Origin of the sequence: Neobacillus phoenicis (genome assembly GCF_047302305.1) — a bacterium.
Taxonomy (GTDB): domain Bacteria; phylum Bacillota; class Bacilli; order Bacillales; family Cytobacillaceae; genus Neobacillus.
Genome location: NZ_CP154847.1, coordinates 4,073,085 through 4,086,454, shown reverse-complemented (window position 1 = coordinate 4,086,454; position 13,370 = coordinate 4,073,085). Strand labels below are relative to the sequence as shown.

Annotated in this window: 12 protein-coding genes; all 12 read left to right on the top strand. The window is 38.4% G+C overall.

The annotated features are described in order from the left end of the window. Positions 1–118: 118 nt before the first annotated feature. The 12 genes from AA0X95_RS20990 (at position 119) to recA (ending at position 13,319) form a co-directional block, all read left to right on the top strand. The gene (locus AA0X95_RS20990; protein ID WP_413301249.1) at positions 119–1,654 is read left to right on the top strand and encodes an ABC transporter ATP-binding protein; all 1,536 of its coding nucleotides are present in this window, start codon (positions 119–121) and stop codon (positions 1,652–1,654) included. Beyond that, positions 1,647–2,693 carry an ABC transporter permease gene (locus AA0X95_RS20985; RefSeq protein WP_413301247.1) on the top strand — a complete coding sequence of 349 codons (1,047 nt, stop codon included), beginning with the start codon at positions 1,647–1,649 and terminating at the stop codon, positions 2,691–2,693. Before AA0X95_RS20990 ends, AA0X95_RS20985 begins: the two co-directional genes overlap by 8 nt. Position 2,694: 1 nt before the next feature. Next, a complete protein-coding gene (locus AA0X95_RS20980) occupies positions 2,695–3,654 on the top strand; it encodes an ABC transporter permease (protein WP_413301245.1) in 960 nt (319 codons plus the stop codon). A gap of 377 nt (positions 3,655–4,031) precedes the next feature. Then, on the top strand, positions 4,032–5,312 hold the full coding sequence (yfmF, locus tag AA0X95_RS20975) for an EF-P 5-aminopentanol modification-associated protein YfmF (protein ID WP_413301243.1): 1,281 nt from the start codon (positions 4,032–4,034) through the stop codon (positions 5,310–5,312). Then, positions 5,312–6,604: an EF-P 5-aminopentanol modification-associated protein YfmH gene (yfmH, locus tag AA0X95_RS20970; protein ID WP_413301241.1), complete on the top strand. Its 1,293-nt coding sequence runs from the start codon at positions 5,312–5,314 to the stop codon at positions 6,602–6,604. The genes yfmF and yfmH overlap by 1 nt, the downstream gene beginning before the upstream one ends. Before the next feature lie 64 nt (positions 6,605–6,668). After that, positions 6,669–7,391: an elongation factor P 5-aminopentanone reductase gene (gene ymfI, locus AA0X95_RS20965; RefSeq protein WP_413301239.1), complete on the top strand. Its 723-nt coding sequence runs from the start codon at positions 6,669–6,671 to the stop codon at positions 7,389–7,391. 108 nt (positions 7,392–7,499) lie between these two features. Then, positions 7,500–7,757, top strand: coding sequence for a DUF3243 domain-containing protein (locus tag AA0X95_RS20960; RefSeq protein WP_309864905.1), 258 nt, complete (start codon positions 7,500–7,502; stop codon positions 7,755–7,757). A gap of 174 nt (positions 7,758–7,931) precedes the next feature. Next, complete coding sequence (locus AA0X95_RS20955) at positions 7,932–8,723, top strand: DUF3388 domain-containing protein (protein ID WP_413310143.1); 792 nt, start codon at positions 7,932–7,934, stop codon at positions 8,721–8,723. Positions 8,724–8,734: 11 nt separating this feature from the next. Then, complete coding sequence (locus tag AA0X95_RS20950; RefSeq protein ID WP_413301237.1) at positions 8,735–9,646, top strand: helix-turn-helix domain-containing protein; 912 nt, start codon at positions 8,735–8,737, stop codon at positions 9,644–9,646. 50 nt (positions 9,647–9,696) lie between these two features. After that, on the top strand, positions 9,697–10,281 hold the full coding sequence (pgsA, locus tag AA0X95_RS20945; protein WP_413301235.1) for a CDP-diacylglycerol--glycerol-3-phosphate 3-phosphatidyltransferase: 585 nt from the start codon (positions 9,697–9,699) through the stop codon (positions 10,279–10,281). Positions 10,282–10,315: 34 nt separating this feature from the next. After that, positions 10,316–11,569, top strand: coding sequence for a competence/damage-inducible protein A (locus AA0X95_RS20940; RefSeq protein ID WP_413310140.1), 1,254 nt, complete (start codon positions 10,316–10,318; stop codon positions 11,567–11,569). A 706-nt stretch (positions 11,570–12,275) separates the two neighbouring features. Beyond that, the gene (gene recA / locus AA0X95_RS20935; RefSeq protein WP_413301233.1) at positions 12,276–13,319 is read left to right on the top strand and encodes a recombinase RecA; all 1,044 of its coding nucleotides are present in this window, start codon (positions 12,276–12,278) and stop codon (positions 13,317–13,319) included. Positions 13,320–13,370: the final 51 nt, after the last annotated feature.

Here is a 13,370-nt window from a genome sequence, read left to right as displayed (position 1 = left end):
TTCATTTAAGATTTTGTACTGGGGAGGAAATCCCTGTTTTTTTAAAATTCGGAAAGGTCTGACCTCTTACTACTTCTGGTCAATTTTTCCTTTATCATGTCACAGGGAGTGAGAAGAGATGGAATATGTAATTGAAATGCTTAACATCCGTAAGGAGTTTAATGGCTTTGTTGCGAATGATAACATAACTCTTCAATTAAAAAAGGGTGAAATTCACGCATTACTTGGTGAAAATGGTGCGGGGAAATCTACCTTAATGAATGTTCTATTTGGTTTATATCAACCAGAGCAGGGGGAAATCCGCGTTAAAGGGAAGCCTGTAAACATTTCTAACCCGAACATTGCAAATGATTTAGGAATTGGAATGGTTCATCAGCACTTTATGTTGGTTGATACATTTTCAGTAACTGAAAACATTATTTTAGGTAGAGAAATAACCTCTGCTGGCCGAATTGATATTAAAAATGCCGAACAACAAGTGCGTGAGATTTCAGAACGCTATGGTTTAGCGGTTGACCCTCAAGCAAAAATTTCCGATATTTCAGTAGGTATGCAGCAAAGGGTTGAAATTTTAAAAACTCTTTATCGTGGTGCAGAAATTCTTATTTTTGACGAACCAACAGCTGTACTTACGCCGCAGGAAATCAAAGAATTAATCCAAATAATGAAAACGCTTATTAAAGAAGGCAAATCTATTATTCTTATTACTCATAAATTGAAAGAGATTATGGAAGTTTCCGATCGTTGTACCGTTATTCGTAAAGGTAAGGGGATTGGAACGGTTACTGTTAGTGAAACCAACCCTAATGAGCTTGCAAGCTTGATGGTTGGCCGTGATGTTGTCTTCAAAACTGAAAAGAAAGAAGCAACTCCAAAACAAGATGTACTTGAAATTAGTGATTTGGTCGTTAAAGACCCGCGAGGCGTGACAGTGGTTAATGGTTTGAATCTTTCTGTACGTGCTGGAGAGATTGTTGGTATTGCCGGGGTTGATGGTAATGGTCAGTCAGAATTTATTGAGGCAATTACTGGCTTGCGAAAAGCTGAAACCGGAAGTGTAAAATTAAACGGTAAAGAATTGATCAATCAAACGCCGAGGCATATTACAGAATCGGGTGTGGGCCATATTCCACAGGACCGTCATAAGCATGGGTTAGTATTAAACTTCCCAATCGGAGAAAACATGGTTTTACAGACTTATAATAAAAAACCATTTTCTAAGAACGGAGTTTTAAACTTCAAGGAAATTTATAAAAAAGCAAAATCACTAATTAGTGAATTTGATGTTCGTACGCCTAGTGAGTACACGTTAGCACGTGCACTTTCAGGTGGTAACCAACAGAAGGCGATTATTGGTCGTGAAGTAGACCGCAATCCTGACTTACTGATAGCGGCACAGCCGACGCGAGGCTTGGATGTTGGGGCAATTGAATTCATTCATAAACGCTTAATCGAGCAGCGCGATAATGGTAAAGCAGTTCTACTTATTTCCTTTGAATTAGATGAAATTATGAACGTTAGTGACCGCATTGCTGTTATATACGAGGGGAAAATCGTAGCTATCGTAAATCCGAAGGAAACAAATGAGCAGGAGCTTGGATTATTGATGGCTGGATCGAATAGAAAGGAAGCGGGTGAAGTAACAAATGTCTAAACGGTTAAGAAGTATTTTAACACCAGTTATTGCCGTCTTATTAGGTATCCTTGTAGGAACAATTATCATGATTGTCAGTGGTTATGATCCGATTGCAGCCTTTACAGCATTATGGAATGGTGCATTTGGAGATATTTATTATATTGGGGAAGTAATTAGACAATTTACACCTTATATATTAGCCGGTTTAGCTGTTGCCTTTGCCTTCCGAGTTGGTTTGTTCAATATCGGGGTTGAAGGTCAATTCTTAGTTGGTTGGTTAGCTGCTGTTTGGGTGGGAGTTGCTTTTGATCTTCCTCGTGTGATTCATTTACCGCTTGCTATTTTAGCGGCAATTGTAGCAGGTGCACTTTGGGCATTTATTCCTGGTTTATTAAAAGCACGTTTCCGTGTTCATGAAGTAATCGTAACAATTATGATGAACTATGTCGCACTTCATGTGTCAAACTATATTATTCGTAACCTAATATCACAAAAAGGTGATAATACAGGTCCGATTCATAAATCAGCTACATTAAGATCTGAATGGTTAGAAAGTCTAACTGATTATTCACGACTTCACTGGGGAATTATTCTTGCTATCCTTTCTTGCTTTGTTATGTGGTTCTTATTAGAAAGAACAACAAGGGGTTTCGAATTAAGATCAGTAGGATTTAACCAGCACGCTGCGCATTACGCTGGTATGAACGTTAATAAGAATATTATCCTTTCTATGTTAATTTCAGGAGCCTTTGCTGGATTAGCAGGAGCAATGGAAGGTCTTGGTACTTTCGAATATGCAGCGGTTAAAGGTGGATTCTCTGGAGTAGGGTTTGACGGTATTGCTGTTGCCTTACTAGGTGGAAATACAGCATTAGGTGTTTTCTTCTCGGCTATTCTGTTTGGTGTTCTAAAAGTGGGAGCATTAAACATGCCTCTTGAAGCAGGTGTTCCTAATGAATTAGTTGATATCATCATTGCTTTAATTGTATTCTTTGTTGCATCAAGCTACATCATCAGAGTATTTCTTGACAGAATCAGTAAGAAGGAGGTGAAGTAAGTTGAGTTTAATGGACATCTTAATAATTCTAGTTCCTTCCACATTATTATGGGCAGCTCCACTTGTCTTCACTGCATTAGGCGGTATTTTCTCAGAGCGTTCTGGGGTAGTAAATATTGGACTTGAAGGTTTAATGGTAATAGGGGCATTTACAGCCATTGTGTTCAACTTAACAACGTTTGATACATTTGGTGATGCTACACCGTGGATTGCTTTATTAGTAGCTATGGCTGCTGGAGCATTCTTCTCATTATTCCATGCGGTTGCGTCTATTACATTCCGTGCTGACCATACCGTATCTGGTGTTGCGATCAACTTATTAGCAACAGGACTTACCTTGTTCCTTGTCAAACTTATTTATGATAAAGGTGAAACTGGAATTATTTCTAAAGGCTTTAGCAAAATTGATATTCCTGTATTAAAAGACATTCCGGTTATTGGAAAAATCTTTTTCCAAAACACCTATTGGACTTCTTTCCTAGCAATTCTTGTTGCCATTATTGTATGGTATGTCGTTTTCAAAACTCCATTTGGTCTTCGACTTCGTTCTGTTGGTGAACACCCAATGGCAGCTGACACAATGGGTATTAATGTAACAAAAATGCGTTACCTAGGTGTTCTCCTTTCTGGAGCACTTGGCGGTCTAGGCGGTGGAGTGTACGCACAATCCATCACTTCTAACTTCAGCCACTCTACTATCAGTGGTCAAGGTTTCATGGCGTTAGCAGCAATGATTTTCGGTAAATGGCATCCACTTGGCGCATTAGGAGCAGCAATCTTCTTTGGTTTTGCTCAAAGTATCAGTATCATTGGATCAAGTTTACCTTTCTTAAAGGAAATTCCAAGCGTATACTTGCTAATCGCTCCTTACGTATTAACAATCTTAGCTCTAACAGGATTCATCGGTCGTGCCGATGCACCAAAAGCAGTTGGTACTCACTATATCAAGGGAAGCCGTTAATTAAAATCATAGAAAAAGCTCTCAGTTACCCACTGGGAGCTTTTCGGTTTTTATGCTGTGTTTCAAGGTTGATCTTATAGACAATGTAAATTGGAGTGGAAGGCACGAAGACTCCTGCGGGAGTACGGGGCAGGGGAGACCCCGCAGGAGCGCAAGCGACGAGGAGGCTCCCCGGCACGCCCGCGGAAAGCGAAGTGTCTGGAGCGGAAATCAACTTCTAATTTTAATTCGGTCTATTATTTATAATCGCATTTACTTGTATAAAACAAGCTTGTCAAATTATAGTAATAAGTATAGGTTTTATTACAAAGGAAAAGATATAAAGAAAAATGTTTACATATTGTAATATATAACCTTTACCGATAAGGAGGATGTAAATGGACGCTACTGCAGAAAAAATATTGGAAATGCAAGGGTATAAACTTCATGTCATTCAAACTGATAAATATAAAACGAATACCTTCGTTTGGAAAATGAAGGCACCATTAACAAAAGAAGATGTGACGAAAAGAGCCCTTCTTCCTCAAGTATTACAAAGTAGTTCAGCAAAATACGCTTCAACCACGGCACTTCGCTCTTACCTAGATGAATTATATGGGGCAACTCTATTTGTGGATTTATCTAAAAAAGGTGAATACCATGTCATCAGTTTTTCCTTAGAGATAGCAAATGAAAAATTTCTAAGTGATTCTAGCCCATTATTAAAGAAAGGGTTTGAATTGTTAGCAGAAATCTTAACTAATCCAAATGTTTCAGGTAGTGCTTTTGATAAAGAAACCGTAGAAAAAGAAAAGCGAGCCCAGAAGCAACGAATTCAATCTGTATTTGACGATAAAATGCGCTATTCCAATGTTCGGCTACTTCAAGAAATGTGTAAAGATGAGCCCTATGCTTTAGAGGTAAATGGGGATACAGCCGATGTTGATGCAATTACACCTGAAAACCTATATGAGTACTTTCAAACTGCTTTTTTAGAGGATGAAATGGACTTGTATGTAATTGGTGATGTAAATGAAGAAGATGTTAAGAAGATAGCCTCAGATCTACTTCAATTTGAAAATCGCACACCCAAAAAGATAGAGCGGGAAAAAGTGAATAAGAGATCCGAAGTGAATGAGGTTAAAGAAGAGCAGGATGTCAAACAAGGGAAACTAAATATCGGTTATCGTACAAATATTGTGTATGGAGATCCGGATTATTTTGCACTTCAGGTTTTTAATGGGATTTTTGGAGGATTTTCACACTCAAAATTATTTATAAATGTACGCGAAAAAGCAAGCTTGGCCTACTACGCTGCCAGCCGCTTAGAAAGCCATAAAGGATTAATGATGGTCATGTCAGGAATTGATTTAAAAAACTATGATCAAGCAATAGGAATAATCAATGAGCAGATGGAGGCAATGAAAAAGGGAGATTTCACTGACCAAGAGTTGGAGCAAACCAAGGCGGTCATTAGAAATCAAATCTTAGAAACCATTGATACCTCTCGTGGTCTAACGGAAATCCTTTATCATAATGTTGTGGCACATACTGATATTAAGCTTGATACATGGCTGACGGAGATGGATAAAACGACAAAAGAAGAAATTGTTGCAGTTGCAAACAAAATCGATTTAGATACTATTTATTTCTTAACCGGAATGGAGGCGGGCAAATAATGGAGAAGATTAATTTTGACCAACTTCAAGAAGAGCTGTATCATGAAAAAATGTCCAATGGCCTCAACGTCTATATTTTACCGAAGAATGGCTTTAATAAAACATATGCGACATTTACGACAAAATATGGTTCTGTAGATAATACCTTTATTCCATTGGGGAAAGACGAATACGTGAAGGTTCCAGATGGCATCGCTCACTTCTTAGAACATAAACTCTTTGAGAAAGAAGATGGTGACGTATTTCAGCAATTTAGTCGTCAAGGGGCTTCTGCAAATGCGTTTACTTCTTTTACAAGAACCGCCTATTTGTTTTCTAGCACATCTGATGTGGAAAAGAATCTTGAAACATTGATTGATTTTGTTCAAGAGCCTTATTTTTCTGAGAAAACGGTGGAAAAAGAAAAAGGGATTATTGGGCAGGAAATCACGATGTATGATGACAATCCCGATTGGCGCTTATACTTTGGTTTGATTCAAAATTTATATCAAAATCATCCGGTGAAAATTGATATAGCCGGAACAATTGAATCTATTTCCCATATTACAAAGGATTGGTTATACGAATGTTATAATACCTTTTATCATCCAAGTAATATGCTGTTGTTTATTGTTGGACCTGTCGATCCTGAAAAGATAATGAATCAAGTAAGGGATAACCAGGCGAAGAAGGATTATAAGGACCAGCCAGAAATCAAACGTAAATTTGATTCAGAACCAACTCAGGCTGCAGAAAATAAGCAAGTGCTTGAAATGAATGTTCAAACATCAAAAACATTAGTAGGAATCAAAGCCCTCCATGTTGATCAAATGGGAGAGGAAATGCTTAAAAATGAGCTAACAATGAATGTTCTGTTAGATTTGTTATTCGGAAAAAGTTCTGAAAACTATAATCAGCTCTACAGTGAGGGCTTAATTGATGAAACGTTCTCATTCGACTATACACAAGAACAAGGTTTTGGCTTTGCCATGGTGGGTGGAGACACAAGAGAACCAGATCAATTAGCTGAGAGATTAGAAAAGATACTTTTGGATGCAAAAAAGAATAGTTCTATTACTGAAGAGCAGCTTGCTAGGGCAAAGAAGAAAAAAATTGGTGCTTTTCTACGTGCTGTCAACTCGCCAGAATATATTGCCAATCAATTCACGAGGTATGCCTTTAATGATATGAATTTATTTGATGTCGTTCCTACATTAGAAAATATTACGCTACAGGATGTTCAATCATTAGCAGCAGAAGTTATCTCGGAAGAACGCTTTTCAGTATGCCAAGTCATTCCAAAGAAAAAATAAAGGAAGAAGCGTCGTTTACGCGGCGCTTTTTCTCCTGGTATTACATAGAGAGAGTGATCATAAAATGAAAAAATACGCACTCATTACGGGAGCAAGTGGTGGAATAGGACAAGCGGTTGCATTTAGGTTAGCAGCTGAGGGGTATCATTTGTATGTACATTATAATAAGAATAGCGATTCTATTAGGGAGTTAATGGAGAAGCTTGAACAATTTGGCGGGGAGTATTTACCCATTCAGGCAGACTTATCAAATTCAAGGGGCTATGAAACAATCGCTTCACAAATTTTTTCCTTAGATGCCATCATTCATTGTAGCGGGAATAGTCATTATGGGCTGCTCATGGATATGGAGCTGGAAGATGCGCAAGAATTGATGAATGTGCACGTTCTTAATCCAATAATGCTTACTAAGGAAATGCTGCCGAAGTTTTTACATAAAGGGTCTGGAAGTATTGTTTTCATTTCATCCATTTGGGGTCAAACGGGTGCGGCATGTGAAGTGGTTTATTCCGCTGCAAAGGGTGCGCAAGGTGCCTTTGTAAAGGCCCTCAGTAAAGAAGTGGCCTTAAATGGGATTCGGGTGAATGCGATTGCTCCTGGAGCAGTGGCCACGCCCATGATGAAAGGCTTTAATGAGGAAGAAATAGAGGAATTGTGTGAAGAAATCCCTATGGGAAGACTCGGGTTGCCTGAAGAAATAGCAGGAACAGTCATTTTCTTGCTTTCCAAAGACTCCTCATATATCACTGGACAAGTACTTTCCGTTAATGGCGGCTGGTATACATAAATATACATTGTTTATTGTAATCGGAAATAAAATTCACAAGTTATTCATGTATAGGACACACCTCTTTTTCGCAAAATAACCTTGTACTATTTTAAAGGAGGTAATGTCATGTCAGTTTTAGAAAACTGGAAACAATGGGAAGACTTTTTAGCTGATCGTCTTCATCATGCACAAAATGAAGGTATGAGTGAAGGGGCTATTGGTAACTTAGCGTTTCAAATTGGTGATTACTTATCAAAGCAAGTTGAACCAAAAAATGAGCAAGAAAGAATGCTTGCAGACCTTTGGTCAGTTGCTGATAAAGATGAACAGCAGGCTATTGCTAATATGATGGTTAAACTTATTCAAAATAACGGAAGCCGCTAGAAGAGAGGAGAGTTATCCTCTCTTTTTTTGTTGGAAAATTTATTTTTCCTTTATTACATATAAATAGGGCATAATCTTTGTTTTTTCTTTCATCTTCATTCAAAATCATTTATTATAAGGTTTAGATGATTAGTTGTGAAAAAAATGTCGAAACTTCTTAGTAGGGGGTTTTTTATAATGAAAAAAGAATGGTATTTAGAGTATGAGATTCAAAAAAACCGCCCTGGTCTTTTGGGGGATATTTCATCCCTATTGGGGATGCTCTCAATTAATATTGTAACTATTAATGGTGTGGATGAAGGAAGACGCGGACTTCTTATACTCGCAAAAGATGACGATCAAATTAAACGACTTGAGTCAATTTTACATACAATGGACACAATAAAAGTGATTAAACTAAGAGAACCAAAACTAAGAGACAGATTAGCTGTTAGACATGGTCGTTATATCCAAAGAGATGCAGATGATAAAAAAACCTTTCGCTTTGTTAGAGATGAACTTGGATTATTAGTTGATTTTATGGCAGAATTGTTTAAGCAGGAAGGACATAAGTTAATTGGAATTAGAGGAATGCCGCGAGTAGGCAAAACCGAATCACTAGTAGCAGCGAGTGTCTGTGCAAATAAACGCTGGTTATTTGTTTCATCTACTCTTCTAAAACAAACCATTCGAAATCAACTAATTGAAGATGAGTACAATGAAAACAACTTATTCATTCTTGATGGTATTGTTTCAACCAGACGTGCAAATGAACGTCACTGGCAACTTGTCCGTGAAATCATGCGCTTACCTTCTGTTAAAGTAATAGAACATCCAGATATTTTTGTGCAAAATTCTGAGTATACCCTCGATGATTTTGATTATATTATCGAACTCAGGAATGATGCGGAAGAAGAGATTACTTATGAGGTTGTTGATCAACATAATATGTTCTCCGGATCAGATTTTGGAGATTTTGATTTTTAATTAATTGGAAGGTGTTACAGTTGACTGAATTAGGGAATCGACTAAAAGAAGCTCGATTAGCCAAAGGATTAAGCTTGGATGATGTACAATCCATGACAAAAATTCAAAAGCGTTATTTAATTAGTATAGAAGAAGGAAATTATGCAAGTATGCCCGGAAATTTTTATGTTCGCGCATTCATTAAGCAATATTCTGAGGCGCTAGGTCTTAATCCCGACGAAATATTTGAGACCTATAAAAGTGAAATTCCGGCTGCTTACCATGATGAATTACCACAGCAGTTATCTAGAGTAAAGACTCATAAAACAATTAATGAAGGTAATTCAAAAATTTTGAATCTACTACCGAAAATATTAATTGGGGTCTTTGTGGTTGGGCTCGCAAGTCTCATCTATGTTCTTGTAACCAATCATGCTGGTAGTGACTCTAATGAATCTCTTAGTAAAGAAAACGACCCAGTAAAATACGTTAAGTCTGAGAATCTTGAAAAAGCAAAAGAAGCTGAGAAGAAAGAAAAAGAGAAAGAGAAAGAAGAGGAGACCGCTAAACAGAAAGAGGAAGAAAAAGCTCCTGAAGTGGTCACTCCAACTCAAGAATTAACTGTCGTTCAAAGTGCTGGTCGTGAAACGACCTATGAATTGAAAAATGCGGATAAATTTGTTGTGAAATTGGTTGCTAAAGGCGGAGATGCCTGGGTTAGTGTTAAAAACGGGAAGGGGAAAACCTTCATTTCGGACACGCTTAGAATTAATGGGACCTCAAGTCAAACCGTGGATTTATCAGCAGAAACTTTGGCGAACATAAGGGTCGGCAATGCGGCTAACACTGAAATTTATATTAATGACCAAAAGCTTGAGTACGCCATTCCAGCAACAGCAAATGTTCAGAACATCAAGATCCAATATGTTCTGAAAAGCGAATAGTCATCAATTGATGACTATTTTCGCTTTCAATAACTACGCGGAGGAAAATTATGAATATTCCAAACAGAATTACAGTATCAAGAATATTATTAATTCCACTATTCTTGATTATTATGCTTGCACCTTTTGATTGGGGTGACATGCACCTATTCGGTGTAGATCTGCCAGTTACTCACTTTGTAGGAGCACTAATTTTCATTTTAGCTTCAACAACAGACTGGGTTGATGGTCATTATGCTCGTAAGTATAACATGGTAACAAATATGGGGAAATTTCTTGACCCGTTAGCTGATAAATTACTAGTCTCAGCTGCTTTAATTGTTCTTGTTGAACTGAATGATGTTTATGCCCCTTCATGGATTGTCATCATTATTATCAGTAGGGAATTTGCCGTAACCGGGCTACGACTTTTACTTGCGGGTGAAGGCGAGGTAGTTGCCGCGAATATGCTCGGGAAAATTAAAACATGGGCACAAATCGTTTCTATTTCAACTATCCTTTTACATAATACTATTTTTGAATTAATCTCTTTCCGATTTGATGTAGTATCCTTATGGGTAGCACTTATTTTCACTATTTGGTCTGGCTGGGATTATTTTGCTAAAAATAGTCACGTCTTAAAGAATTCAAAATAGATATCAATCTACTTGTAAAGAGGGCGAGAGTATGTTGAACGCTGAAATTATAGCAGTTGGTTCCGAGTTGTTACTTGGCCAGATTGTGAATACGAATGCCCGTTTTATTTCGCAACAGTTGGCGGGCCTGGGTATTAATGTTTTTTATCATACTGTAGTTGGTGATAACCCTGACAGATTGAAGTCGGCGATCGAAATTGCTGAAAAACGTTCCAGGATTATTATCTTTACAGGGGGCTTAGGACCAACAAAAGATGATTTAACGAAGGAAACCATTGCTCGTCATCTTGGTAAACAATTGATTATGGATGAAGCTGCGTTAGAATCGATCGAGCTTTTCTTTAAGCGGATAAACCGTGAAATGACTGAAAATAACCGTAAGCAGGCACATGTATTGGAAGGCTCACAAGTCCTGCCGAATGATCATGGCATGGCGCCAGGAATGGTTGTAAGTGGTGAAAGCCATACCTATATGCTTCTACCGGGTCCTCCTAAGGAAATGGAACCAATGTTTCTTCATTATGGGGGAAAAGCACTTTCATCGAAGGCTCAATCGAATGAGAAAATTGTTTCAAGAGTGCTGCGGTTTTTCGGTATCGGGGAAGCAGCATTGGAAACAGAAATCATGGATTTGATTGATGCCCAAAGCAATCCAACGATTGCTCCACTTGCAGGGGATGGAGAGGTTACGTTACGGCTGACTGCTAAGCATACGGATGAGAATATTGCTCTTTCTATGCTTGATGATGTAGAAGCTAAGATTTCTCAGCGTGTCGGAAAGTTTCTGTATGGCTATGATAATACGTCATTATTGGCCGAACTAACAAAGATGTTGAAAGAGAGAAAACTAACGATTACAGCTGCAGAGAGTTTAACGGGAGGCATGTTTCAGGAAGAGATAACGTCTATCTCGGGTGCGAGTACAGTGTTTAAAGGTGGAATCGTTTGTTATTCAAATGAGGTAAAACATCAGCTCTTACAAGTGAAACAGGAAACGCTAGATCAGCATGGCGCTGTAAGTGAGCAATGTGCACATGAGTTGGCTGAAAATGCTGCGAGGATTTTGGGGACGGATATCGGGATCAGTTTTACGGGTGTTGCCGGTCCATCTGAGGTGGAAGGAAAGCCTGTAGGTACCGTTTATATTGGAATGGCAATGAAAGGGTTGCCGACGAGGGTTGAAAAGCTTTCTCTTGGAGGAACGAGGGAAGCGATACGAAACCGTGCGGTGAAATACGGCAGCTACTTTATATTGCGTAATTTAAAAGAGTCACAGAATACTAAATAGTGTTCTGTGATTTTTTTGTCTAAGTTTATTCTTTATATAGTCTATACGACTAGATGGAGTGAGTGACGGTGGGGGTGGTTACGGTTTTTGCTGCCTAAGAGCCCGAACAGGGGAAAAGAAAGAGGAATCGGTCGCATAGAAGCAGTCTATGAGCCCGAACATAGGGTTAGAAAGAGGAATCGGTCGAATAGAAGCAGTCTATGAGCCCGAACATAGGGTTAGAAAGAGGAATCGGTCGAATAGAAGCAGTCTATGAGCCCGAACATAGGGTTAGAAAGAGGAATCGGTCGAATAGAAGCAGTCTATGAGCCCGAACAGGAGAAAAAAAAGAGGAATCGGTCGCATAGAAGCAGTCTATGAGCCCGAACAGGAGAAAAAAAGAGGAATCGGTCGCATAGAAGCAGTCTATGAGCCCGAACATAGAGAAAAAAGAGGAACCGGTCATATAGAACAAGCATCTAACAATTATTCTCAAAAAAAGATTTTTGATAATTTACCCAAATCACATTTAAAATCTGAGATTTATACCTACTTATACAAAAAGTAGGGGGAATATGATTGTTTCCCAGTATAAATTGATTGGAAAATAATCGAATAAATGTTCGTTTTTTTGCTCGACAAAAAACTAAAAAGAGGGTATATTATTTATAGGTTTTAAATTGATAGATTTTAAGCATGTGTTTATATATAAGGGAGGAAAAAATTCGTGAGTGATCGTAAAGCCGCATTAGAAATGGCGTTAAAACAAATTGAAAAGCAATTTGGTAAAGGCTCTATCATGAAGATGGGAGAAAAAACTGAAACTAGGATTCTTACGAGTCCGAGCGGGTCATTAGCACTTGATGCCGCACTTGGAGTGGGTGGATATCCAAGAGGCCGTATAATTGAAGTTTATGGTCCAGAGAGCTCAGGTAAAACAACTGTTGCTTTGCATGCAATTGCCGAAGTACAAGCAAAAGGTGGGCAAGCTGCGTTTATTGACGCCGAGCATGCCTTAGACCCAGCATATGCACAAAAGTTAGGTGTTAATATTGATGAACTATTGTTATCACAACCAGATACTGGTGAACAAGCACTTGAAATTGCAGAGGCACTTGTTCGAAGTGGTGCAATTGATATTCTTGTAGTTGACTCAGTCGCAGCATTAGTACCAAAGGCTGAAATTGAAGGTGAAATGGGAGATTCTCACGTTGGTTTACAAGCTCGCTTGATGTCTCAAGCGCTGCGAAAACTATCTGGTTCCATTAACAAATCAAAGACGATCGCTATTTTTATTAACCAAATTCGTGAAAAAATTGGAATCATGTTTGGTAATCCCGAGACAACACCAGGTGGACGCGCACTAAAATTCTACTCCACGGTCCGTATTGAAGTGCGTCGTGCAGAGGCATTAAAGCAGGGAAATGATATCGTTGGTAATAAGACTAAGATAAAGATTGTTAAGAATAAAGTTGCTCCTCCTTTCCGTACGGCAGAAGTAGACATTATGTATGGAGAAGGTATTTCCAAAGAGGGCGAAATTATCGATTTGGGCTCCGAACTAGATATCGTTCAGAAGAGTGGTTCTTGGTATTCCTATAATGATGAAAGACTAGGCCAGGGTCGTGAAAATGCCAAGCTTTTCTTAAAAGAAAACCCTGATGTCCGTCTTGAAATTCAAAATAAAATCCGTGAACACTACGGCTTAGATGGTGAAAAGTTCGTAACGGAAGCAGAAGAAGAAGAGGAATTTAATTTACTTGATAATTAATAGAGCAAAGCCCTCTTTGGGTTTTGCTTTTTTGATAACGTTGAATAATAA

Coding starts and splice junctions, on each gene's coding strand:
- AA0X95_RS20990 (WP_413301249.1), top strand. CDS start 119: ATGGAATATGTAATTGAAATGCTTAACATCCGTAAGGAGTTTAATGGC.
- AA0X95_RS20985 (WP_413301247.1), top strand. CDS start 1,647: ATGTCTAAACGGTTAAGAAGTATTTTAACACCAGTTATTGCCGTCTTA.
- yfmF (WP_413301243.1), top strand. CDS start 4,032: ATGGACGCTACTGCAGAAAAAATATTGGAAATGCAAGGGTATAAACTT.
- yfmH (WP_413301241.1), top strand. CDS start 5,312: ATGGAGAAGATTAATTTTGACCAACTTCAAGAAGAGCTGTATCATGAA.
- ymfI (WP_413301239.1), top strand. CDS start 6,669: ATGAAAAAATACGCACTCATTACGGGAGCAAGTGGTGGAATAGGACAA.
- AA0X95_RS20960 (WP_309864905.1), top strand. CDS start 7,500: ATGTCAGTTTTAGAAAACTGGAAACAATGGGAAGACTTTTTAGCTGAT.
- pgsA (WP_413301235.1), top strand. CDS start 9,697: ATGAATATTCCAAACAGAATTACAGTATCAAGAATATTATTAATTCCA.